20 protein-coding genes and 2 tRNA genes are annotated in these 22,158 nt (G+C 62.5%); 12 read left to right on the top strand and 10 right to left on the bottom strand.

From position 1 onward, the window contains the following. Nucleotides 1-162: 162 nt before the first annotated feature. Together greA and F8197_RS07070 are read left to right on the top strand one after the other, a co-directional pair. The gene (greA, locus tag F8197_RS07075) at nt 163-639 is read left to right on the top strand and encodes a transcription elongation factor GreA (RefSeq protein ID WP_026637342.1); all 477 of its coding nucleotides are present in this window, start codon (nt 163-165) and stop codon (nt 637-639) included. After that, on the top strand, nt 639-1,118 hold the full coding sequence (locus F8197_RS07070; protein WP_026637343.1) for a DUF4149 domain-containing protein: 480 nt from the start codon (nt 639-641) through the stop codon (nt 1,116-1,118). The genes greA and F8197_RS07070 overlap by 1 nt, the downstream gene beginning before the upstream one ends. Before the next feature lie 50 nt (nt 1,119-1,168). Here the strand turns inward: F8197_RS07070 and F8197_RS07065 are convergent, their stop codons facing one another. Further along, entirely contained in the window at nt 1,169-1,639 is a 471-nt protein-coding gene (locus F8197_RS07065) for a YhbY family RNA-binding protein (RefSeq protein ID WP_019922146.1), read from the bottom strand. Between the two features lie 43 nt (nt 1,640-1,682). Here F8197_RS07065 and F8197_RS07060 point away from each other — a divergent pair, with 43 nt between their 5' ends. From F8197_RS07060 to F8197_RS07035, 6 genes are all read left to right on the top strand, one after another. Continuing rightward, nucleotides 1,683-2,393: an RlmE family RNA methyltransferase gene (locus F8197_RS07060; RefSeq protein ID WP_152881308.1), complete on the top strand. Its 711-nt coding sequence runs from the start codon at nt 1,683-1,685 to the stop codon at nt 2,391-2,393. A gap of 210 nt (nt 2,394-2,603) precedes the next feature. Further along, nucleotides 2,604-4,487, top strand: coding sequence for an ATP-dependent zinc metalloprotease FtsH (gene ftsH, locus F8197_RS07055; protein WP_056138553.1), 1,884 nt, complete (start codon nt 2,604-2,606; stop codon nt 4,485-4,487). A 67-nt stretch (nt 4,488-4,554) separates the two neighbouring features. Then, nucleotides 4,555-5,394 (top strand): dihydropteroate synthase, encoded by an 840-nt coding sequence (folP, locus tag F8197_RS07050; RefSeq protein ID WP_152881307.1) that lies wholly within the window; start codon nt 4,555-4,557, stop codon nt 5,392-5,394. 32 nt (nt 5,395-5,426) lie between these two features. After that, nucleotides 5,427-6,782: a phosphoglucosamine mutase gene (glmM, locus tag F8197_RS07045; protein WP_152881305.1), complete on the top strand. Its 1,356-nt coding sequence runs from the start codon at nt 5,427-5,429 to the stop codon at nt 6,780-6,782. 72 nt (nt 6,783-6,854) lie between these two features. Continuing rightward, nucleotides 6,855-6,931, top strand: a tRNA-Pro gene (locus F8197_RS07040). A gap of 69 nt (nt 6,932-7,000) precedes the next feature. Next, nucleotides 7,001-7,077: transfer RNA gene (locus tag F8197_RS07035), tRNA-Arg, on the top strand. A gap of 33 nt (nt 7,078-7,110) precedes the next feature. Here the strand turns inward: F8197_RS07035 and F8197_RS07030 are convergent. Then, on the bottom strand, nt 7,111-7,698 hold the full coding sequence (locus tag F8197_RS07030; protein WP_152881303.1) for a hypothetical protein: 588 nt from the start codon (nt 7,696-7,698) through the stop codon (nt 7,111-7,113). Between the two features lie 127 nt (nt 7,699-7,825). Then, entirely contained in the window at nt 7,826-8,446 is a 621-nt protein-coding gene (locus tag F8197_RS07025; RefSeq protein ID WP_152881301.1) for a hydrolase, read from the bottom strand. A 202-nt stretch (nt 8,447-8,648) separates the two neighbouring features. Between F8197_RS07025 and F8197_RS07020 the strand changes: the two genes are divergently transcribed. After that, nucleotides 8,649-9,149: an FKBP-type peptidyl-prolyl cis-trans isomerase gene (locus F8197_RS07020; RefSeq protein WP_152881300.1), complete on the top strand. Its 501-nt coding sequence runs from the start codon at nt 8,649-8,651 to the stop codon at nt 9,147-9,149. A gap of 42 nt (nt 9,150-9,191) precedes the next feature. On the opposite strand, the gene F8197_RS07015 is transcribed toward F8197_RS07020, so the two are convergent. From F8197_RS07015 to F8197_RS06990, 6 genes are all read right to left on the bottom strand, one after another. Next, nucleotides 9,192-11,660 carry a TonB-dependent receptor gene (locus F8197_RS07015; RefSeq protein WP_152881298.1) on the bottom strand — a complete coding sequence of 823 codons (2,469 nt, stop codon included), beginning with the start codon at nt 11,658-11,660 and terminating at the stop codon, nt 9,192-9,194. 86 nt (nt 11,661-11,746) lie between these two features. Continuing rightward, complete coding sequence (locus F8197_RS07010) at nt 11,747-12,718, bottom strand: FecR domain-containing protein (RefSeq protein ID WP_152881296.1); 972 nt, start codon at nt 12,716-12,718, stop codon at nt 11,747-11,749. A 1-nt stretch (nt 12,719) separates the two neighbouring features. Further along, a complete protein-coding gene (locus F8197_RS07005) occupies nt 12,720-13,247 on the bottom strand; it encodes a sigma-70 family RNA polymerase sigma factor (RefSeq protein ID WP_152881294.1) in 528 nt (175 codons plus the stop codon). Between the two features lie 64 nt (nt 13,248-13,311). Then, on the bottom strand, nt 13,312-15,105 hold the full coding sequence (locus tag F8197_RS07000) for an EAL domain-containing protein (protein ID WP_152881292.1): 1,794 nt from the start codon (nt 15,103-15,105) through the stop codon (nt 13,312-13,314). After that, nucleotides 15,102-16,751, bottom strand: a complete 1,650-nt coding sequence (locus F8197_RS06995; protein ID WP_152881290.1) for a methyl-accepting chemotaxis protein — start codon at nt 16,749-16,751, stop codon at nt 15,102-15,104. The genes F8197_RS07000 and F8197_RS06995 overlap by 4 nt, the downstream gene beginning before the upstream one ends. Before the next feature lie 233 nt (nt 16,752-16,984). After that, nucleotides 16,985-18,931, bottom strand: coding sequence for a CocE/NonD family hydrolase (locus tag F8197_RS06990; RefSeq protein ID WP_152881288.1), 1,947 nt, complete (start codon nt 18,929-18,931; stop codon nt 16,985-16,987). Nucleotides 18,932-19,250: 319 nt separating this feature from the next. Here F8197_RS06990 and F8197_RS06985 point away from each other — a divergent pair, with 319 nt between their 5' ends. Continuing rightward, a complete protein-coding gene (locus tag F8197_RS06985) occupies nt 19,251-19,841 on the top strand; it encodes an FxDxF family PEP-CTERM protein (RefSeq protein WP_019922160.1) in 591 nt (196 codons plus the stop codon). A 117-nt stretch (nt 19,842-19,958) separates the two neighbouring features. Further along, the gene (locus F8197_RS06980) at nt 19,959-20,582 is read left to right on the top strand and encodes a flavin reductase family protein (protein ID WP_152881286.1); all 624 of its coding nucleotides are present in this window, start codon (nt 19,959-19,961) and stop codon (nt 20,580-20,582) included. Between the two features lies 1 nt (nt 20,583). On the opposite strand, the gene F8197_RS06975 is transcribed toward F8197_RS06980, so the two are convergent. Further along, the gene (locus F8197_RS06975) at nt 20,584-21,669 is read right to left on the bottom strand and encodes a type II asparaginase (protein WP_152881284.1); all 1,086 of its coding nucleotides are present in this window, start codon (nt 21,667-21,669) and stop codon (nt 20,584-20,586) included. A gap of 127 nt (nt 21,670-21,796) precedes the next feature. Here F8197_RS06975 and F8197_RS06970 point away from each other — a divergent pair, with 127 nt between their 5' ends. Further along, nucleotides 21,797-22,156 carry a hypothetical protein gene (locus F8197_RS06970; RefSeq protein WP_227012139.1) on the top strand — a complete coding sequence of 120 codons (360 nt, stop codon included), beginning with the start codon at nt 21,797-21,799 and terminating at the stop codon, nt 22,154-22,156. Nucleotides 22,157-22,158 lie beyond the last annotated feature (2 nt).

The raw sequence follows: 22,158 nt of genomic DNA, 5'->3' as shown, positions 1-22,158 counted from the left end.
GTTGCTCAGCGTACCTGCGTACGCTTCCGCTACTCAAGACGACATCGGGTCGCTCGCTACGGTTTTCCAAGCCCCCGGCGCAGGATCCAATTAACCACAGAGCTCACGCTGCAGTTGGCGTGGCCTCTGTGGTTTTCCATTGTAAAAACAGAGTAAACAGATATGACTTCAGTTCCACTTACCATATTCGGCGCAAACCTCCTGCGGGAAGAGCTGCACCAGTTGAAGACCAAAGAACGCCGTATCGTGATCGACGCGATTGCCGAAGCGCGCTCGCACGGCGACCTGTCCGAAAACGCCGAGTACGATGCCGCCAAGGAGCGCCAGGCGTTTGTGGAAGGCCGTATTGCCGAACTCGAAGGCAAGTTGAGTGCCGCGCAGATCATCGACCCTACCACGCTCGAAGCCGATGGCCGCGTGGTGTTTGCCGCGACCGTGGATCTGGAAGATCTCGAGTCCGGCGCCAAGGTCACGTACCAGATCGTCGGCCTCGACGAAGCCGATCTCAAACTGAGCAAAGTATCGGTGACCTCGCCGATTGCCCGCGCGCTGATCGGCAAGTCCGCCGGCGATGTGGTGGAAGTGCAGGCGCCGTCCGGCCCGCGCGAATACGAAATTCTGGAAGTGCGTTACGTCTGATGCTATTAGCCCGTACCCGTTTGCTGGTTGCCACGCTGTGGGCCGGCAGCCTGTGGGGCGTCGGCTACATCGCCGCGCCCACGCTGTTTGCCACCGTGCCTGACCGCGTGCTGGCCGGCACCATCGCCGGCAGCCTGTTCAACACCCAGGCCTGGGTGTCGATCGCTTGCGGCGTGTTGATGCTGCTGCTGTTGTGGGCGACCAGGCCCGGTACCGAAGGCATCTTTGCCGGTCCGGCCGTGAATATGGCGGCCAAGGGCCGCCGCACGGTGATGATCATCGTGGTGGTGATGCTGGCGTGTACGCTGGTGTCGCACTTCGGCCTGCAGCCAATGATGGCCGCGTTGCGCGCGAGTGCTGGTCCGGGAGGGGTAATGGAGTCGGCTGCCAAGAACGAATTCGGCATCCTGCACGGCATTTCCAGCAGCATCTTCCTGGTACAAAGCCTGCTGGCTGCGTGGCTGGTGGTAAAACAATAACTTGCACCGTCGCTGCCGCCTGCGCGGGAGCGACGATACGTTGGCGCAGCTTACTTCGAACCGAGCGCGCTTTTCTTGCTGGACTTCTGCTGTGGCTTGGCGCGTTTGATGTTGCCGCCCTGGGTCACTCGCTCATTCCCTTTAAGCAATACCTTGGTCACCGATGGACGCTTGGTGCCGCTCGGGCTAGGCTTGACGATGGTCACTTCGCGCAGGCCCTTGCCGGACGTGGAGCGTTCCTTGGTGGTTTCCACTTTTGGACGGTAGAGCACGAACAGCTTGCCGATGTGTTGCACCGGTGCTGCTTCGAGTTCCTGGCAGATAGTGTCGTACATGGCAACGCGCGCTTCACGGTCGTCGCCGAACACGCGCACCTTTATCAGGCCGTGCGAATCGAGGCCCAGGGAAATTTCCTTGAGGACGTTGGCGGTCAGTCCCGCTTCGCCGATCAGGACGATGGGCTTGAGCGCGTGAGCTTCGGCGCGCAGGGCACTGCGCTCAACGGGGGTAAGTTTAATCATAATTAATTTCTGGTAGTTCTCTTAAAGGCAGTATTCTACGCGAATGGCAAAGAACAAATTAAACAAAAACTGGATTCACGACCACATTAATGATCCGTACGTGAAATTGGCCCAGAAGGAGGGCTATCGCGCCCGTGCGGCTTTCAAGCTGAAAGAGATCGACGAGGAAGAAAAACTGATCAAACCGGGACAGGTCATCGTGGACCTCGGTTGTACCCCTGGCAGCTGGGCGCAATACACGCGCCGCAAGCTCGCGGGCAAGGACGGCGGCGGTGTCAACGGCACCCTGATCGGGCTCGATATCCTGCCGATGGCGCCGGTGGCCGATTTCCACTTCATCCAGGGCGACTTCCGCGAGCCGGAAGTGTTGCAAAAAATGGAGGACGTGCTGCAAGGCCAGAAAGTGGACCTGGTGTTGTCCGACATGGCGCCCAACCTGTCCGGCATCGCCGACAGCGACGCCGCCCGCATGGAGCACCTGATCGACCTGGCCATCGAATTTTCGCAGGCCCACATGAAACCCTCGGGCGCCTTGCTGGTCAAATGTTTTAAAGACATGGGTTTTAACGACATCGTGCTGAAATTCCGTAAGGAATTTAAAACTGTGACGCAAAAAAAACCGAAGGCCAGCCGCGACAAATCGTCCGAAATTTTCCTGCTCGGCCGCGGCCTGAAAAACCCGACCGACAGCATGGCGTCCGCAGTACCGTACGAACTCGACGATTTCGCGCCGATTCGCCCCGAAGTTGACTGATTTACCCTTGATATTCGTGCAGCAGGCCGCATATCGGCCAAGGCGAAGCATTTTTATCTTGATCGACCAGCAATTTTGATCAAATAATGTGAGCTTGGCCGGGTTTGCGCCCGGTAGAGGAGTGGGCTTCTGGCACCGCCTGCTTATTGCGAGTAAAATCGGGTTTCTAGCTATAGGTTAAGAGATGCGCCCTGCATCCAAGGAGTTTTCGTGAATAACATGTTTTCCAAGTCAGCCATTTGGGTAGTCGTCGTACTGCTCCTGCTCATGCTGTACAAGCAGTTCGATAGCCATGGCGTTGCAGCTGGCGCCCGACCTATTCCATACTCCGAACTGCTCGATGCGGTAAAAGCCAAGAACATCAAGGAAGTTGTCATTGAAGGCACCAGCATCACTGCCGTCAAGAGCGACGACACCAAGGTGCGCACCACTGCATCCCTGCTCGATCGTGGCCTGATTGGCGACCTGCGCGACAACGGCGTCAAGTTCGACATCCGTCCGCCGGAAGAGCCAGGCTTCCTGCAGCAAATCTTCGTCTCGTGGTTCCCGATGCTGTTGCTGATCGGCGTGTGGATTTTCTTCATGCGCCAGATGCAGGGCGGCGGCAAGGGTGGCGCATTCTCCTTCGGCAAGTCGAAGGCGCGCATGCTGGACGACTCCAATAACTCGGTCACCTTTGCCGACGTTGCCGGTTGCGACGAAGCCAAGGAAGAAGTCAGCGAAATCGTCGATTTCCTGCGCGACCCGAGCAAATTCCAGAAACTCGGCGGCCGCATTCCACGCGGCGTGCTGATGGTCGGTCCTCCAGGTACCGGTAAAACCCTGCTGGCCCGTGCGATTGCCGGTGAAGCCAAAGTGCCGTTCTTCTCGATCTCTGGTTCCGACTTCGTTGAAATGTTTGTCGGCGTCGGTGCATCGCGTGTCCGTGACATGTTCGAGAACGCCAAGAAGCACTCGCCGTGCATCATCTTCATCGACGAGATCGACGCGGTCGGCCGTCACCGTGGCGCCGGCATGGGCGGCGGTAACGACGAACGCGAACAGACGCTGAACCAGTTGCTGGTCGAGATGGACGGTTTCGAAGCGCAATCCGGCGTGATCGTGATTGCCGCAACCAACCGCGCCGACGTTCTCGATAAAGCGCTGCTGCGTCCAGGTCGTTTCGACCGTCAAGTGTCGGTCGGTTTGCCGGACATCCGTGGCCGCGAACAGATCCTCAACGTGCACATGCGTAAAGTGCCTATCGGCACCGACGTCAAGGCCGACATCCTGGCCCGTGGTACGCCTGGCTTCTCGGGCGCCGACCTGGCCAACCTGGTCAACGAGGCTGCGCTGTTTGCTGCCCGCCGCGCCAAGCGCCTGGTCGATATGGCCGACTTCGAAGATGCCAAGGACAAGATCTTCATGGGTCCCGAGCGCAAGTCGATGGTCATCCGCGAGGAAGAACGTCGCAACACCGCTTACCACGAGTCGGGTCACGCCGTGGTCGCCAAGCTGCTGCCAAAGGCCGATCCGGTCCACAAGGTAACCATCATGCCGCGTGGTTGGGCCCTGGGCCTGACCTGGCAGCTGCCGGAACACGACCGCATCTCGGGCTACAAGGACAAGATGCTGGAAGAAATTTCCATCCTGTTCGGCGGCCGTATCGCGGAAGAGATTTTCGTCGGCCAGATGTCCACCGGCGCCTCCAACGACTTCCAGCGCGCCACCAAGCTGGCCCGCTCGATGGTCACCAAGTTCGGCATGTCCGATTCCTTGGGCGTGATGGTGTACGAAGATGAGCAGAACGACGGCTTCATGGGTGGCAGCAACAAGACCATCTCGGAAGCGACCCAGCAAAAGGTTGATGCGGAAATCCGCAACATCCTCGACCAGCAATATGCACTGGCTCGCCAACTGCTGGAAGACAACCGCGAAAAAGTCGAAGTCATGACCAAGGCGCTGCTCGACTGGGAAACCATCGACGCGGACCAGATCAACGACATCATGGCCGGCCTTGAGCCGCGTCCGCCTAAACCAGGCGTGACCATCCGCAAGCAGCCACCTGGCGACGGCGGTTCGGGCGTTTCGCCTACCGTGACCGCACCAGCGTAAGCTTGCGGCAGGTATTCAACACCCAAGGGTGAGGAGCAATCCTCGCCCTTTTTCTTTATAGAATCAGATGCGATCCACATTCCAGTTCGGCCGTTTCAACTACCCCTTGCAGGGCGCAGGCCGGCGCCCGCGCGTGATGGGCATTCTCAACGTCACGCCCGACTCCTTTTCCGACGGCGGCAACTACCAGGCGCTCGAGTTCGCCCTCGGCCATGCCGAAGCGATGATCGAAGAGGGCGTCGATATCATCGACATCGGTGGCGAGTCCACCCGGCCCGGCTCGCCGCCGGTGTCTTTGGAGGACGAGTTGCAGCGCGTGATGCCGGTGGTCTATGCGCTGCGCGACCTCGGTCCCGCCATTTCGGTCGATACCTACAAGCCGCAGGTGATGCGCGAAGCCATCATTGCCGGCGTCGACATGATCAACGATATAAACGGTTTCCGCGCCCCCGGCGCCATCGATGCGGTACGCGACAGCGACTGCGCGCTGTGTATCATGCATATGCAGTCCGATCCGCAGCACATGCAGCTGGCGCCCAGCTACGCCGACGTGGTGGACGAGGTGGTCGCTTTCCTGCGCGAGCGCATCGACGCGCTGCTGGAGGCCGGGATTGATCCGCGTCGATTATGCATCGATCCGGGTTTTGGCTTCGGCAAGACGGTAGAGCATAATTACGCATTGCTCAAGGCGACAGGCCGGCTCATCGAAGAGACAGGCATGCCGCTGCTGGCGGGGCTGTCACGCAAGTCGATGATCGGCGCGGTCACCGGCAAGCCGGTGGAGCGGCGCGCAGCTGGCAGCGTGGGCGGCGCCCTGGCTGCTGTGGCGCAAGGCGCCATCATCGTCCGCGTGCACGACGTGGCCGACACGGTGGACGCGCTCAAGGTATGGCAGGCAGCCCAATAAAAGACATAACAGACACAGAAAGAGCACACGACATGGCACGACAATATTTTGGCACCGATGGTATCCGCGGCCTGGTGGGCGTCTCGCCCATTACGCCTGACTTCGTTATGCGCCTCGGCTATGCCGCCGGCAAGGTCCTGGCCGGCAAAGGTACCGGGACGGGCAGCAAGCGTCCTACCGTCCTGATCGGCAAGGACACGCGTATTTCCGGCTACATGCTCGAAGCTGCGCTGGAAGCCGGCCTGGCTGCCGCCGGCGTGGACGTGATGCTGGCCGGCCCGATGCCCACGCCAGCGATTGCCTACCTGACGCGCGCACTGCGCCTGTCGGCCGGCGTGGTGATCTCGGCCTCGCACAACCCGTTCCAGGACAATGGCATCAAGTTCTTCTCCGACCAGGGCACCAAGCTGCCCGACGCGGTCGAACTCGAGATCGAAGCCGCGCTCGAGCATCCGATGGAATGCGTGGCGCCGGAAAAACTCGGCCGCGCCAAGCGCCTCGACGATGCCCAGGGTCGTTACATCGAATTTTGCAAGAGCACGTTCCCCAACGAGCTCGATCTGCGCGGCCTGAAGGTCGTGGTCGATTGCGCCCATGGCGCCGCGTACAACATCGCGCCGCACGTATTCCATGAACTGGGCGCGGAAGTGATCGCCATCGGCAACAAGCCGGACGGCTTCAACATCAACAAGGCCCACGGCGCCACCGCACCGGACGCCATGGCCGCTGCTGTGCGCGCCCATGGCGCCGACCTCGGCATCGCCCTCGATGGCGACGCCGACCGCCTGATCATGTGCGACGCCAACGGCCGCCTCTATAACGGCGACGAGCTGCTGTACCTGATGGTCATCGACCGCCTGGCCACCGGCCCGGTAGCTGGCGCCGTCGGCACCCTGATGACCAATATGGCGGTGGAAGTCGCGATCAAGCAGAAGGGCGTGGGCTTCGCGCGCGCCAAGGTGGGCGACCGCTACGTGCTGGAAGTGATGCAGGAGAAGGGCTGGCTGCTGGGCGGCGAAGGTTCGGGCCACTTGCTGTGCATCGACAAACACACCACCGGCGACGGCATCATCTCGGCGCTGCAAGTGCTGTCGGCCCTCAAGCGCGCCGGCCGCTCGCTGGAAGAGGCCACCGCCGACCTGGTGCTGTTCCCGCAAACCCTGATCAACGTGCGCGTCACGCCTGGCTTCGACTGGACCGAGAACGCCGCCATGGTGGCGGAAAAAGAGCAGGTCGAGCGCGAACTGGGCGACACCGGCCGCGTCCTGATCCGCGCCTCCGGCACCGAACCGCTGATCCGCGTGATGGTGGAAGCGCGTAGCGCCGACGACGCCAGGTCGATGGCGCAGCGCATTGCCGACAAGATCGACGTCAAGCTGGCTGCCTGATTAGTTCGATTTTGCAAGATACTTTGGGCCGTCCATTGACGGCAAAGCCCCGGAGTATTAGAATGCTGTCTTCGGAGTGTAGCGCAGCCCGGTAGCGCACCTGGTTTGGGACCAGGGGGTCCAAGGTTCGAATCCTTGTACTCCGACCAAAAACACTAAACGGGTTGTCCTAGACAACCCGTTTTTCATTTCTGCGGCGAATTCTCGCTGTACAAAAACTGCCCATAGCTCAGTTGGATAGAGCATCAGCCTTCTAAGCTGAGGGTCGCAGGTTCGATTCCTGCTGGGCAGGCCAAATTCTGAATTGATCGTATTTTCCGGTGTGGCATCAGGGCGTGACCGGCCTGGGCTTCTGGTTCTGCGCCAGCCTGGTTGCTGCAGCAATATCGGCCTCAGCCGCAGGCACATTGAAGGTCGCCCAGCACTTGGTCGGCGCAGCGCACAGCAGTTGGATGGTAGCGTCCTTGTGCACCCACCGCGCAGAGCGGCCATCGTCGGACGCAGGGGCGCCGAATCGGGTCGAGATCGACTGGAAAATCGTCTCCCGTGCCGTGCCTTCCGCCAGCACTTTAATGCGCGTCACGGTCAGGTCTTTTTTCAACGCAATCTCGAACCACCCGCGCGCAGCCCAGAGCGGACGCGAGTCCGGATCCGGCAAATAGGCGCTGCCCCAGCGCCCGCCGATGTCATCCATGCGCGGACTGCTCCGCCAGCAAATTTGTTCGGCTTTTTCGTTGTTGAGCGGACAAATGCCAGGCGAATGCTTGAGCTTTCCATTGAAGGGAATGCCGAGCACTTGCGTGGGAGCAGCCATGACAGCGAGCGGCAGGGCTGTCATCACGAGCGCTAAAAAAGTTTTCATGGCGGTATTCTGATAGTAGTTACCTTCGAGTCGCTTGGTCTTGCCGACTACCATGCATTCTACTGAAGCTCAGGTGCGCCTAAACTCGGCTCAACGGTGGAAACTGGCTTCTGATCGTCAAATTGACGGTGCTGACATCCGTTGAGGTAAGGATGTCAGCACAGCCAGATATTTGGCCAATTCACTGCGGCGTCAACATCTGCCGCGCATACCGCAATCCCACGCCATAACCGCCGCCATTTTTCTCCACCACCGCGCGCGCCGCGTCGTAGGTGTCGTGGCGGGTCCAGTCGCGTTGCAGTTCCAGCAGCACTTGCAGCCAGCTGGTCGGTTGTGCGCCTTTGGCGGTCATGCGTTGCAAGGCGAGGTTGTGGCCGATTTCGGTGAGGCCGCCGCAGGCGTCGCCGGCGACGTAGCATTCATAGCCCGCTTCGATGGCGCTGAGCACGGCAAAGCTGATGCACGCTTCGGTCAGCATGCCGGAGAAGATCAGCTTTTTGCGGCCGGTGGCGACGATGGCTGCTTGCACCGCCGGGTCTTCCCAGGCGTTCATATTGCGGCGCTCCAACACCGGGTGGTCGGGGATCAGCGCGTGCAGGTCGGGCAACAGCGGGCCGCTGTAGACCTTGCTGGCCGAGGTGCTGGCGACGATCGGCAGCGAGAATGCCAGCGCCGATTCCAGCAGGGCCACGGAATTATTGAGCAGGGTCTGACGGTCCATCGATTGCACGGCAAATTGCAGACCGGCTTGCTGGTCGAGCAGGACCAGCGCGCAATTGTCGGGGGTAAGTAAATCTTGCATGGTGTGCTTTCGCGGGAGGGAGGATGCTGTCGATTGTAGGCAAGTCGCCTGCGCTGCATAACCCGCGAAGTGGGCGGGTGCGGTTCTCTCCTAGGTAGCAGGCGCGGCAGGAATTTCTGCGCGCACGGCAGCCGTTTCGGATTGGCAGAAGGCGTGCCGCGCTGTATGCTGCGGCGGCTGACAACCATCACGAAAGAACCTCATGAAACTGCTGTCCTCCGCCATCCTCGGTTTGACCCTCACCCTGGCTTTGGCCGCCTGCAACAAAAAAGAAACCCCGCCTGCTGCCGAAGCCCCGGCTGCTGCTGCAACGCCAGCACCAGCCCCGGCCGCTGAAGTACCAGCCGCTGCACCGGGAGCCAGCACCGAACTGCAAAAGATCGACACCGTCGTCGGCACCGGCAAGGAAGCCGTGGCTGGCGCCACCGCTGTCGTCAACTACACCGGCTGGCTGTACGTGCCGAGCGCGCCGGCCCAGCATGGCGAGCAGTTCGATTCGTCGGTCGGTCGTTCGCCGTTCAGCTTCCAGCTCGGTGGCGGCCAGGTCATCAAGGGTTGGGACGAAGGCGTGCAGGGCATGAAAGTGGGCGGCAAGCGTACCCTGATTGTGCCGGCCAGCTATGGCTACGGCGAGCGCGGCGTGGGTCCGATTCCACCGAACTCCAACCTGATCTTCGACGTCGAACTGCTCGACGTTAAGTAATGCCAAACCAGCCTCCCGGCGCGGGAGGCTGTCTTCATCGCATCAGAAACGGTACCTGGCCGTCAGCGCCACCGCGCGGCCAGGGCCGTACATGCCCGAGTACCACCAGTCCGACACCGACGCCGTATATTTCTTGTCAAACAGGTTGCTCACATTGACCGTCGCCGACAGCTTGTCGCTGAAGTCATAGCGGCCCATCAGGCTAGCCACTGCGTACGACTTCTGTTCCCAGTACAGGTCGCGTTCGATCTGCCACGCCGAAATATCCGAATACACCTTGCTCTGCCAGTTGATGCCGCCGCCCACGGTCAGGCGATTGAGTTCGCCCGGCATTTTGTACGTGGTCCACAGCTTGACCAGGTTGCGCGGGAAGGTGGTCTGGATGGTCTTGTCTTCGTTGCTCCTGGTGCGGCTATAGGACCATGAGGCTGAAACATTCCAGTTCGGCGTCAACGCGCCGGTCGCTTCCAGGTCCAGGCCCTCGGTGCGGGCGCCCTTGATGGTGCGGTAGGCGGGCATGGTGGTGCCGGGCACATTGAAGCCGGGGTCCGACTCGGACAGGTTTTCCTGTTGAATCCGGTACACGGCCACGCTGGTATTCAACTGGCCCTGCAACCAGCCGCTTTTTACACCAGCTTCATAGGTCTTGCCCTGGCGCGGCGCCAGCAAGTTGCCGTAACGGTCTTGCGACGCCTGCGGCTGGTAGATGGTGGAATAGCTGGCGTAAGCGTTGTGGACCTCGTTGATTTCATAGACCAGGCCGCCGTACGGCGTGACAACGTGCTTTTCCGAGGCGGGCGCGGCGCTGTAATAGGGGATGGTCGGTGCATCGGTGACGTAGTTCTCGTCGTAGCGCATGACCTTGGCGCCGGCGATCAGGGTCAGCTTGTCGGCCAGGTTGAAGCGGCCGGCGGCATAGGCGCTGGACTGGCGCCGGGTGCTGTCATAGATAACGTAGGTGTCGCCAAACACCGGCGCCTGGTTGCGGTCCCAGGTGTAGAGGTTGACCGGCATGCCTTGCAGATTCCAGTCGAAGCTGCCGTCGGTCTTGCTCTGGAATTCGCTGTAGTCGAGGCCGAACACCAGTTCGTGCTGGCGGCCCCACAGCGTGACCGGGCCGCGCACCTTGACATCGACGCTGTTCGATTTCAGGTGGTAATTGCGGCGATTGGCGGCCAGCAGCAGGCCGTCGCCGGTGGCCTGGTCGGCAAAGCCGCCGCTCACATCCAGGTACACCGAACGCTCATCCTGCGACGACGTCAAATGGCTGGCCGAGACTTTCAGGCTCCAGTTGCTGCCCAGCGCCTGCTCGAGCGTGGCGAAAACATCGGTGGAATCGGTGTCGAAGCGGTTGCCGGGCGCTGCCGGCGAGAACGAGCGGGGCAGGTCGGTCATCACGCCGTTGCTGTAGAACAGCGGGAAGCCCAGGTACGACAACGAGCCCTTCGAGCGGTTGCGCTGGTGGGTCACGCCCGCGCTCACCGTGGTGCCGGGCCGCAGGTCCGCTTCCACCACGCCGTACACCACCTGCTTGTTGTGCCGGTAATGGTCGATATCGCTCTCGTTGTCCTGCGCCACCGTCACCAGGCGGCCGCGCACGCTGCCATCGTTATTCAGTGGTCCCGATACATCGAAGGCGCCGCGCAGTTGCTGGTTCGACCCTGCCCGACCTTCAATCGATGACTGGAATTGCCTGGTCGGTTTCTTGCGTACCATATTGAGCGCCCCAGAGGCGTCGCCGGCGCCGGTCATCAGGCCCGAGGCGCCGCGCAGGATTTCAATGCGGTCGTACAGCGCCATGTCGGCCAGGCTTTGCGAGGGTAGGGCGTTGAGGCCCAGGTTTTCCGAGTGGGTGTTGACGCCGTCGAGCTGGTAGTTGGTGATCGAGTAACCGCGCGCAGTAAATCCGGTGCGCTCGCTGCCCAGCGAAAACAGGGTGACGCCGGGCGCCTGCGCCATCACCTGGCCGATGGTGGTCAAGCCCTGGTCGGCCATGCGCGCGCTGGTGATCACGCTGATCGATTGGGGCGTCTCGCGCAGCGACAGGCCCAGCGGCGTGGCGGTACCGAGCGCTGCGGTGGAGACGTAGGCGCCGGTGCCTTCGCTGGCGTCGCTTTGGGCGGTGACCGAGACGGCCGGCAGGCTGCCCATGGTTGGCGCTTCGGCCGCGCGCAGCACCCAGGCGCCGTTGGCGCTGAGGGCCGCAGTCAGGCCGGTGCCGCGCAATACGCCGTTCAGTGCGTCCGCTACGGTATGGCGGCCGTCGAGGCCGTTGCTGGTCTTGCCGCGCGTTTGCTCGGGCGTAAAGCTCAGCAGCACGCCGGCCTGGCTGGCGACCTGGCGCAGCGCCGCGCCCAGTTCGCCGGCTGGCACGCGGAAGTCATGGCTGGCCGGGGTAGCAGCAGAGGATGGCGCGGCTTGCGCCTGCACGTTGCCGGCACCGGCCAGCAATGCCGAGGAAATAAAAACCAGTTGGATGGCAACAGCCATCGGGGTACGGATGAGGGACATGGTGACCTTGTAGTGGTGGGTCGGTTGACTTTGCCTATACGGGTCACGCCGGAATCGAAAACGGGTACTGTTTTTTTAAATATTTTTTATTTCGCTTGCAACTGCACCCAGTACGGTGTGCGGTACTGAACCCGCACCGGCAGTGCATCGGGCAGAGAGCGCAGCACGGCGTCGGTATCGGCCAGCGGGTACACGCCCGAAATGCGCAGGTCGCCCACGGCGTCGTCGCAGGCGATGAAGCCGCTGCGGTAGCGGCTCAGTTCGTGGATAAAGTCGCGCAAGCGCATGGCGTCGGCCAGCAGCAGGCCCTGGCGCCAGGCCCAGGCTTCGGGGCCGATGGCGCGCACCGGCAGCACCTGATTGTTCGTCATGCCCGCGCCCTGGCCGGCCGCGACAATCACGGGGGCGCCGCCGTCGCGTGGCGTCAGGCGCACGCGGCCCTGTTCGACCGCGACCATGGTCTGGTCGTCGTCCTGGCGCACCACGTAGCGCGTGCCGAGCGCCAGCGCGCGGCCGTGCGTGGTCTCGACCAGGAGCGGGCGGTACGGCGTGCGGCGTTCCTGCGCGGTGGCCACATGGATTTCGCCCTGGACCAGTTGCAGCAGGCGCCCGCTGGCCGTGTAGCGGAGATTGACTGCCGTGTGGACGTTCAGGTGCAGCACCGTGCCATCGGCCAGCGTGATTTGCCGGCGCGTGGCGCCGGTCGAGACATCGGCCAGCAAGATGTGCGCGGTATCGCTGCGGCTGGCGAACCAGCCGGTGGCCCCGAATGCCGCCAGCCATACCAGCGCCCGCAAGCCCTGGCGGCGCGCGGTGGGCTGGCGGGCCAGGGCCTGGCGGCTGGCGCTGGCGTCGAGTTCCTGGAAGTTGCCGCTCACCTGTTCGATATGGCGCCAGGCGCGTTCGTGGTCGGGATGGGCGTCGCGCCAGGCGCGCCACGCTTGCCGCTGCGCCACCGTGGCGTCGCCATCCATCAGCGTGGTCAGCCATTCCGCTGCCTGCATCGCGATGTCGAGCGCGATCGGCTGGCCATCGGCATAGACGGTGGTCTCGGCCATGTCAGGACGCGGCAAAATCGGGCACGGCAAAGAAGCAGAGCAGGTTGGCCTTGGTCAGGTATTTTTTGACCGAGTGCGTGCTCACGTTCAATTCGGTGGCGATATCGGCGTAGCGCATGCCGTCCAGGTGCGCCATCAGGAACGCCTGCCTGGCCGGTTCCGGCAACTTGGCGAGTGCGCGGTCGATCAGGTGCAGCGATTCGACCACGATGGCGATGGTTTCGGGCGAACGCGCACACGCTTGCGGCGCGTGTAGCAGCGCATCCAGGTAGGCGTGCTCCAGCGCTTCGCGGCGGCAGTGGTTGGCAATCAGGCGCCTGGCGATGGTGGCCAGGAATGGGCGCGGCTCGGCAATGGCGTCAGCCTCGCGCGCCACCAGGATCTTGATGAAGGTATCGTGCGCCAGATCGCCGGCCAGCCCCGCATCATGTAGCCGCCGCTTGAGCCAGCCGAGCAACCAGGAATGGTGGTCGGCATACAAGGCCTGGAAATCGGGCTGGCAGGTGGAGGAAGGGGACACGGCAAGCATCTGGCAATTCAATGTAAATGAGAATTGTTATCATTGTAGCTGGATGCGGGCTGGCAGACAATCGCTAGCTGGTGTTGTCTGCACCGTGCTGGTGCCGCACCAGGTAGTCAATAAACACCCCAGCCGCCAGCGGCTTCGAAAAATGGTAGCCCTGCGCCACATCGCAGCCCCATTCACGGATCAGCGCCAGCGACTGCGCGGTTTCCACGCCTTCGGCCACGACCTGGTAATCGAGTTCGCGCGCCAGGGCGATCAGCGAGCGGACGATGCGCTGGTCGCGCGGGGTGGTGTGGACGTGGCGGATCAGCGACTGGTCCACCTTGACCACCGTGGCCGGCACTTTCTGCAAATAAGAGAAATTGCTGTAGCCGGTGCCGAAGTCGTCGAGCGCCAGGCCCATGCCCAGCGCGCGGATGCGGTGCAGCGTGGCCAGGATGTCCGCGCTTTCCATCCAGACGCCCTCGGTGCACTCGATTTCCACGTAGCGCGGATCGACGCGATGCTGCCGGCAGGCGGCGGCCAGCCGGTCCACCAGGTCCGGTTCCTCGAAATTCCAGGCCGACAGGTTCAGCGCCACCTTTACCAGGTAACCGGCCGCATGCCACGCGCCCAGCTGGGCGATGGCGGTGTTGATGACCCAGTCGCCGAGCGGACCGATCAGGGCGGTGGTTTCGATCAGCGGGATGAATTCGGCCGGCGAGATCGTGCCCAGCTCGCGGTGGTGCCAGCGCAGCAGCGCTTCCGCGCCGTGGCAGGCGCCGCCGGGCAGGTTGTGCTTCGGTTGATACACCAGTTCGAACTCGCCGTCGGCAATTGCCCGCCGCACATCGTGCAGCAGGCGGAACGCACGGCGCTGTTGCGCGTCTTCGCTGTCACTGTACAGGCTCCAGCGCTGCTGCGCGCTCAGGGCCTGGTTGACGGCGGCGGCGGCCTGGCGCGGCGCATCGGCAGCCGAATCGGCACCCAGCGCAAAGCGCACAATACCGCCAAAGCCGGGCAGGACCAGCGGAATATTGAGGCTGGTGAGCGGGGTTTGCAGCGCCGCGTCCAGCCCGTAAAGGTAGTCGATGAAGGCGTCGCTGTCGGCGTCGCGCGAGAGCAGGGCGAAGCGGGTGTCGCCCAGGTGGTAGACCTGGGCACGATCCGCGAACAGTTGTTGCAGACGGGCGCCCACTTCGCGCACCAGCTGGTCGTGCACGGCCGCGCCCATCACGCGGATGATTTCGAAGGCGCGGGCGGCGTCGGGCATGGCAAGGTCCACCAGCACGCGTTGCGCCCCCGGGGCCAGCGCGGCGGCTGCACCCAGGTCGTCGGCCAACCGGTATTTATTCGGCATGCCGCTCACCGCATCCACGTGCCCCACCGCGCGGCCCAGCGTGATGTGCGCCATCACCAGGCCGGCCAGCGTGGCCAGACGCTGCTGGTCGCTGGCGGGAAGAGCGCGGGTGCGCTGGTCGATCAGGCACAGTGCGCCGATGGCGTAGCCGTCCTGCGTCACCAGCGGCGCGCCGGCGTAAAAGCGCACGCCTTGCGGCCCGGCCACCAGCGGGTTGCCGGCAAAGCGGGGATCGCGCAGCGTGTCTTCGATCACCAGCACGCTGGCCTGGGCGATCGTGTATTGGCAGAAGGCCTTGTCGCGGTCGGTGTTTGGCGGGCAGTAACCGACTGCCGACTTGATCCACTGGCGGTCGCTGTCGAGCAGCGAAATATAGGCGCCCGAGACGTCGAACAGGGTTTTTGCCAGCGCGGTCACGCTGTCGAAGTAGTCGCTGGTGTTGGTGTTGAGGACGCCCAGTTGCTGCAGCGCCCGCACCCGCTCCGGTTCCGAGTTTTGCCGCAACACCACCGGCAGCGTCATGCCGTTGCGGCCAGCAGCAGCTGCGGCTCCGCTGTGCGTGTGGACCGGCCTGCCGGCGCCGCCACGGCGCTGCGCTCGGTCTTGAACACGCCAACCGCGTGGTTGAGCAGGGCGGCCTGGTCCTGCAGGGTATCGACCGTGCCAGTCGCTTCTTCGACCAGCGCCGCGTTCTGCTGCGTCACCTGGTCCATCTGGGCGATGGCGCGGTTGACTTCCTCGATACCCACGCGTTGCTCTTCGCTGGCGCTGGCAATCGATTCGACCATGTCGGAGACGCGCTTGACGCTGCTGACGATGTCCTGCATGGTGCTGCCCGCGTGTTCGGCCAGGTCGGTGCCGGTGTGGATGCGTTCCACCGATTCGTCGATCAGCGCCTTGACTTCGCGTGCGGCGGTGGAGCTGCGCTGGGCCAGGTTGCGCACCTCGGTGGCGACCACGGCAAAGCCACGGCCCTGTTCGCCGGCGCGCGCAGCTTCCACCGCTGCGTTCAGGGCCAGGATATTGGTCTGGAAAGCGATGCCGTCGATCACGCTGATGATCTCTTCGATCTTGCGCGAGGACGCGTCGATGGCGTTCATGGTCTGCACCACCTGGCCGACGATGTCGCCGCCCTGGCTGGCGACGCCGGACGCTTCGCGCGCCAGCTTGCTGGCGTTGCGGGCGCTGTCGGCGTTCTGCTTGACGGTGGCGGTCAGCTCTTCCATGGCCGACGCGGTTTCTTCCAGCGAGCTGGCCTGGTCCTCGGTGCGGCTGGACAGGTCCTGGTTGCCTGCCGAAATCTGGGTGCTGATGCTGGAGACGGCCTGCGCCGCGTCATGCACTTCGGTGACGGTGGCGTGCAGGTTGCCGCTCATCTTGACCAGTACCGCCATGATGCTGTCGCGGTCGCCATCGCGCAGGCTGACCTTGTGGTACAGCTCGCCACGATCGACGGCATTGGCCAGCGCTTTCACCTCGGACGGCTCGGCGCCGAGTGCGCGCAGCAAGTGTTGCGAGACGCGCCACGCTACCACGGCGCCGATTGCCATCGCGATCGCCACGGCCAGCAAGGCCAGCGCCTGGAAGTTGTGGGCGCCATGGCGGGCCAGTTCGGACTCGGCCTCGGTCATCTTTTCTTCCTGGTCGATAAATCCGTTGATGCTGGCCAGCCAGTCGATGAAGGCCGGCCTGGCCTGGCCCAGCATCAGGCTGCGCGCGCCGTCGATATCGCCGGCGCGGCGCGCGTCGATGATCTGCTTGACCAGCGGCGTGGCGCGCCCTTCGTTCTGCTTGATCTTGTCGAGCCAGGCGCGTTCCTCCGGCATCACCTTGGCCTTGGCCTGGCCGAACAGGGCGTCCATCGGGCGCGCCGATTGCTGGTAGTCGGCGTCGAGCTTGTCGATCAGGGCGACCACGGCGGCCACATCGGCGTCTGCCACCAGGGTGACATCGCGCAGCGCAATCGCGCGGTCGTGCACGCTGCCACGGAAATTGATCGCATAGCGCTGCTTGACGTTGTTGACCTCGCTGATGTGCTGCAGGCTGTTGTCGATGGCGTTGACCTTGACCACGCTCAGGGCGGTCAATGCCAGCATCATCGCCAGGATGATGCCAAAGCCGATCCGCAGGCGGGCCGCGACGCCGAGGCCGGTGTGATTCTTTTCCATGGGGATTCCTTAAATGCCAACGACGGTAGTGAAGCTGATGCCGCTATCATATTTCCTAAAGCCAATTCTGTTAAGTTTATAGATTAAATAAACCCAATAGAATTTCCCTAATGGAAATAACAGTGTTGCAACTTTACTGCGTCAGGCAAGGGAAATCCTCTCCCGAATGGGAGGCTGCACCTGCTCTGCAAGCCAGAAACTGGCGCAAACGCACCGGTTTCTGGCCTGGTTGCTTAGCGGGGACCGGGCAGCACCTGCACCTCGATGCCCGAAAACATCGACGGCGCGCGGTACACGCGTTGGGTCGCCTTGCGGAAATCCTCGGGCCTGGCCTTGGGGATATCGACAAAGGTTTGCGGGTTCAGGTCCACCAGCGGGAACCACGAACTCTGGATCTGCACCATGATGCGGTGGCCGCGACGGAACGTGTGGTTGATGTCGGTCATGCTGAAATTGACCGGTTCGACCTTGCCGGGCGTGAACGGCTCCGGCTTTTCGAAACCGTTGCGGAACTTGCCGCGCAAGGGATCGCCGCGCACCAGTTGCTGGTAGCCGGCCATGGGAATGGCCGGTTTCTCGACATCGGTGCGCGGGCCGTCGGGCTTGCCGGCCGCCGGGTAGTCGTCGGGATAGACGTCGATCAGCTTCACGATCCAGTCGGCATCGGTGCCGCTGGTGGAGACGAACAGGCGCGGTTTTACTGGACCGCTCAAGGTCACATCTTCGTCCAGCGGCTCGCTGCGGTACGTCAGCACGTCGGTGCGGCTCGAGGCAAAGCGCTGGTCGCCCACCATGTATTCCTTGGGCACGCCGATGGCCGGATAGCCGGTGTACGGCACCGGCTTGCGCGGATCGGCCACGTATTCGTCGAAGCCGTCGCCGCCGGCCGCCGGCTGTTGCCAGGCCAGTGTGCCGTTGGCGCCCAGGTACAAGGTGCGCGTCTGCGCCTGCTTCGGTGGCCAGGCCGCGTATTCGCGCCAGACATTGCTGCCGGTCTCGAAGGCATGTACTTCCGCCTTGCTGGGATTGGCCACGCCTTTCAGGTGCTGCTCGAAGAACGGAAACTCGATATTTTTACGGAAGTACTCGCCGGTCCTGGCGCCGAACTGCACGCTGCCCAGGCTCTGGCCGTCGTAGCGGCGCCAGGCGCCGTGCGACCATGGCCCCATCACCAGGCCGCTGTAGATCGCCGGATTATTGCGCTTGATGGCGTGGTAGGTCGTGAGCGGGCCTTGTAAATCCTCGGCGTCGTACCAGCCGCCCACGGTCAGCACTGCCGCCTTGATGTTTTTCAGGTGCGGCGCGATGTTGCGGGTTTTCCAGAAGTCGTTATAGGTCCAGTTGCCAATCGTCGGCATCAGCAATGCGCGCTGGGAGGCCGTCATGGTGTCGGTGATGTTGGACAGCGTCAGGTGCGACAGGAAGAAGTCGTAGCCGTCCGGGGTGCCGTAGTCGAAGTTGCTCCAGCTCTTCGGTAGCGGGGTCGGGTTCTGGGCTTCGACAAAGGCGGCGTAGAAGTCGAAATTGGCCGCCAGCATGAAGGCGCCACCATGGTACGAGTCGTCGTTCATGTACAGGTCGGTCACCGGCGCCTGCGGCGACGCAGCCTTGATGGCCGGGTGCGAATCGATGATGCTGGCCGAGGTGTAAAAGCCCGGGTAGGAAATCCCCAGGATGCCCACCTTGCCGTTATTGTTGGGAACATTTTTCAGCAACCACTCGACGGTATCGTGCATGTCCTCGCTTTCATTGCCTTCGCCCTTGGCGCGGCGCGGGTTCACGTGCGGCGTCATTTCCTGCCATTTGCCTTCCGACATATAGCGGCCGCGTACGTCCTGCTGCACGAAGATATAGCCGCTGCGCTGGAATTCGGGCGACGGGCCCAGGCGCGCGGGATAGAAATCGACGCCGTAGTGCAATTCATCATCGGCATGCACGCCAGCGCTGTACGGCGTGCGTTCCATCAGGAACGGATAACGGCGGCTGGCGTCCTTGGGGACGTACACGGCGGTGAACAGGCGGGTACCGTCGCGCATCGGGATGCGGTATTCGTACTTGGTGTATTGCTCGCGCACGCTGGCGACGGTGGAGGCGGCAGGTTCGTCGGCGGCCTGGGCCGGGGTAACGATGCTGCCCAGCAGCGCGATGGCGAGGGCAATGGTATGCAGGCGGTGGTTCATGGTCTTCCTGTGGTCGGTTCAACAAACTTGCCTAGTGTAATGTCAGTGGATAACTTTCGCTGCGTTAAATTTACGCAAGGCAAAATTTCCATTTAAAAACAACTACTTGAAGTTGGGTGCTGTGGCTTGTTAACAGGCTTATCCACAGAATCTGTTAACAACAAGTGTTTTATGTAAAAGTGTCCAGGAGGCCAACTAATTTGCAAAAGTGATCACTATGTTAGGTAACTAACAGTTGATTCCGCTACAACTAGCTTACTATCTTGTCACCGGTGCTGCGTACCGGAACGCCAACTAACAATCTTTCAACGGAATGACTATGAAACTCAAAAATATCCTGATCGCATCGATGATCATGGGCGCCAGCGTAATGACCTCGTCGGCCTTCGCAGCAAACGTGGGGGACACGGAAGCGGCTGTTCTGGTCAGTAACAAGGCAGGCGGTTTCCAGACCGTGGTCGGTAACACCTTCGACGCCGATCAGGTTTCCAACGTTTTCAGCGACAAGTTCACGTTCACCCTGAACGGCAACTATAACGCTTCCGGCACCTTGAGCTCGACCTTCCTGAGCACCAATCCGATCCAGGATCTGGTCATCAACGGCTTCAGCCTGGTGAAATATGATCCGGTAACGCAAGCCGTTATCTCCACCTACGCTGGCACCAACGTGCTGGGTTCGGGCGTGGGCACCGAAGACTACTGGAAATTCAACGCCAACGGCCTAACCGCCGGCAGCTACTACCTGTCCGTGAACGGCCTGGTACAAGGCGCGGGCGGCGGTTCGTACTCGTCGAACGTCAACCTGGCCATGGCACCGGTGCCAGAAGCCGAAACCTACGCCATGATGATCGCCGGTCTGGGTCTGCTGGGCGTGGTGGCACGTCGTCGCAAGGCTGCCAAGCAAGCGTAAGCCTGGCTGGTTGTGATTCCCTGCGGGGCGGGCGCGCAAGTGCCCGCCCCGCAGTCGTTTACGGCTTATGCCAGAATACGTGGTGGCGCCGCCCGGCGCCGACTTTCCAGGAGCATCATGGACGACCGCTATTTCTACCAGCCCGCACAAGGCCACGGCCTGCCGCACGACCCGTTCAACGCCATTGTCGGCCCGCGCCCGATCGGCTGGATCTCTTCGCAATCGGCTGCCGGAGTGCTCAACCTGGCCCCCTACAGCTTTTTCAACGCCTTTAATTACACGCCGCCGCTGATCGGCTTTGCCAGCATCGGCCGCAAGGATACCCTGCGCAACATCGAGGAAACCGGTGAGTTCGTCTGGAACCTGGCCACGCGCCCGCTGGCCGAGGCCATGAACGCCAGCTGCGCAGCGGCGCCGCCCGAGGTGGACGAGTTTGCGCTGGCCGGCCTGGCCACGGCGCCGTCGCGCATCGTTGGCGTGCCGCGCGTGGCAGCGAGCCCGGTGTCGTTCGAATGCAAGTGCAGCCAGATCATCCGCCTGCAAGGCGCATCGGGCGACGCCACCAATACGTGGCTGGTGATGGGGGAGGTGGTGGGGGTACACATCGCGCAGGCACTGTTGCGCGATGGCATTTACGATACGGCCGGCTCGCAGACCATCCTGCGCGCCGGCGGCCCGGCCGATTACTTCGAGATCACGCCCGCCAGCCTGTTCCAGATGCGGCGGCCGGACTACCCATGAATCAATAGGTATAGAACATCTGCTGGATGGCCTTGGTGTCGGCGGTTTTGGTCAGCGCCAACATCAGCAGGATGCGCGCCTTTTGCGCGCTCAGGGTGTCGGCCGCAACGAAATCGAGTTCGTCGTCGTTGGCTTCGCCGTTGCGCGCCAGGATGCCCTGGCCGACGCGGCTGGCGCGCACGATCACCACGCCCTGCTTGCGCGCGGCCACCAGCGCCGGTTTTACCGTGGCGGCCAGGCTGCCGTCACCCACGCCCGCATGGATGATGCCCTTGGCGCCCGCCGCCACCAGCGCATTGAGCGCCACCGGACCGACGTTGGCGTAGCCATAGACGATATCGACTTGCGGCAGGGTGGTCAGCTTGCTCACGTCGAACTCGGCGTCAACCGTGTGCTTGCGGGTGGATGCGCGGTAAAAATATGGCTTGCTGCCCTGGATGTAGCCGAGCAGGCCCAGTTCCGGCGTCTTGAAGCTGTCCGGCGTGGAGGTGTTTGTCTTGCTGACATCGCGCGCGCTGTGGATCTGGTCGTTCAACGCCACCAGGACGCCTTTGCCGACCGCGTCCTTGCTGGCGGCCAGCAGCACCGCGTTGTACAGGTTGATCGGACCGTCGGCCGACAGCGCCGTGCCGGGACGCATTGCGCCCACCAGCACCACCGGCTTTTTGCTCTTGACGGTCAGGTCGAGGAAATACGCGGTTTCTTCCAGGGTATCGGTGCCGTGGGTGATGACGATGCCATCGACGTCCGCTTGCGCCAGCAGCGTGTTGACGCGCTTGGCCAGCGCCAGCCAATGCTCATTGGTCATGTTCTCGCTGGCGATCTGGAACACCTGCTCGCCTTTTACCTGCGCCACTTTCGACAGTTCCGGCACGGCCTTGATCAGGGTATCGACGCCGACCGTGGCGGCGGTGTAGCCGACCGTGGTGGTGGAGCTGGCGCCGCTGCCGGCAATGGTGCCGCCGGTAGCCAGGATGGTGACATTGGCCAGCTTTTCTGCTGCCCCCGCATAGCTGCCCAACAACATGGTGCAGGCCAGCAGGGTTTGTACGGTGCGTACCAGACGGTCGGGAAGGTTGTGTGACATGCGGTCGATCTCCAGTTGCAGTGCTATAAAGCTGGTCAGTTTAACAAAGTCGGTGGTTGTCAACAATGCCGAGGGGTGATGCGTTAAGTGGGGTGTATCTGGCATCATGAACAAGATGAGCAACCATATGAATTTTTTACACACCTTGCGCCGGCATGTGGCCGGGCTGCTGGCGGTGGCCGCCATGCTGGCTCTGGCCGGCTGCGGCGAAACCCGCGCGCAAAAAAAACAGCGCGAAGCGAGCGCGGTGATTGCCATGGGCGAGAAATACGTGCGCGAGAAAATCCGCGAACCGGCGTCGGCGCAGTTTCGCAACCAGTTCATCGGCAAGGGCGGCGCGCCATGCGGCGAGGTCAATGCCAAGGATGCGTTTGGCGCCTACCTCGGCTACCAGCGCTATATTTCGGTGGCGCGCGAACTGACCATGCTGGCGCAGGATATGCCGCAGGACGAATTCGAGGAATCCTGGCGCGAGATGTGTAAATAGTA

The sequence above is a fragment of the Duganella sp. FT27W genome (genome assembly GCF_009295655.1).
GTDB classification, from domain to species: Bacteria; Pseudomonadota; Gammaproteobacteria; order Burkholderiales; family Burkholderiaceae_D; genus Rugamonas; species Rugamonas zoogloeoides.
The sequence above is the reverse complement of the archived record's forward strand: the minus strand, read 5'-3'. Positions and strand labels throughout refer to the sequence as shown.

What these genes read in the sequence shown, in the direction of transcription:
- F8197_RS07025 (WP_152881301.1), bottom strand. Translation starts at nt 8,446, where the DNA reads ATGCAAGATTTACTTACCCCCGACAATTGCGCGCTGGTCCTGCTCGAC.
- F8197_RS07000 (WP_152881292.1), bottom strand. Translation starts at nt 15,105, where the DNA reads ATGACGCTGCCGGTGGTGTTGCGGCAAAACTCGGAACCGGAGCGGGTG.
- F8197_RS06985 (WP_019922160.1), top strand. Translation starts at nt 19,251, where the DNA reads ATGAAACTCAAAAATATCCTGATCGCATCGATGATCATGGGCGCCAGC.
- F8197_RS07010 (WP_152881296.1), bottom strand. Translation starts at nt 12,718, where the DNA reads ATGGCCGAGACCACCGTCTATGCCGATGGCCAGCCGATCGCGCTCGAC.
- F8197_RS06980 (WP_152881286.1), top strand. Translation starts at nt 19,959, where the DNA reads ATGGACGACCGCTATTTCTACCAGCCCGCACAAGGCCACGGCCTGCCG.
- F8197_RS07065 (WP_019922146.1), bottom strand. Translation starts at nt 1,639, where the DNA reads ATGATTAAACTTACCCCCGTTGAGCGCAGTGCCCTGCGCGCCGAAGCT.
- F8197_RS07030 (WP_152881303.1), bottom strand. Translation starts at nt 7,698, where the DNA reads ATGGTAGTCGGCAAGACCAAGCGACTCGAAGGTAACTACTATCAGAAT.
- F8197_RS07070 (WP_026637343.1), top strand. Translation starts at nt 639, where the DNA reads ATGCTATTAGCCCGTACCCGTTTGCTGGTTGCCACGCTGTGGGCCGGC.
- F8197_RS07020 (WP_152881300.1), top strand. Translation starts at nt 8,649, where the DNA reads ATGAAACTGCTGTCCTCCGCCATCCTCGGTTTGACCCTCACCCTGGCT.
- F8197_RS06995 (WP_152881290.1), bottom strand. Translation starts at nt 16,751, where the DNA reads ATGGAAAAGAATCACACCGGCCTCGGCGTCGCGGCCCGCCTGCGGATC.
- folP (WP_152881307.1), top strand. Translation starts at nt 4,555, where the DNA reads ATGCGATCCACATTCCAGTTCGGCCGTTTCAACTACCCCTTGCAGGGC.
- glmM (WP_152881305.1), top strand. Translation starts at nt 5,427, where the DNA reads ATGGCACGACAATATTTTGGCACCGATGGTATCCGCGGCCTGGTGGGC.
- F8197_RS06975 (WP_152881284.1), bottom strand. Translation starts at nt 21,669, where the DNA reads ATGTCACACAACCTTCCCGACCGTCTGGTACGCACCGTACAAACCCTG.
- F8197_RS07015 (WP_152881298.1), bottom strand. Translation starts at nt 11,660, where the DNA reads ATGTCCCTCATCCGTACCCCGATGGCTGTTGCCATCCAACTGGTTTTT.
- F8197_RS06970 (WP_227012139.1), top strand. Translation starts at nt 21,797, where the DNA reads ATGAATTTTTTACACACCTTGCGCCGGCATGTGGCCGGGCTGCTGGCG.
- greA (WP_026637342.1), top strand. Translation starts at nt 163, where the DNA reads ATGACTTCAGTTCCACTTACCATATTCGGCGCAAACCTCCTGCGGGAA.
- F8197_RS07005 (WP_152881294.1), bottom strand. Translation starts at nt 13,247, where the DNA reads ATGCTTGCCGTGTCCCCTTCCTCCACCTGCCAGCCCGATTTCCAGGCC.
- F8197_RS07060 (WP_152881308.1), top strand. Translation starts at nt 1,683, where the DNA reads ATGGCAAAGAACAAATTAAACAAAAACTGGATTCACGACCACATTAAT.
- F8197_RS06990 (WP_152881288.1), bottom strand. Translation starts at nt 18,931, where the DNA reads ATGAACCACCGCCTGCATACCATTGCCCTCGCCATCGCGCTGCTGGGC.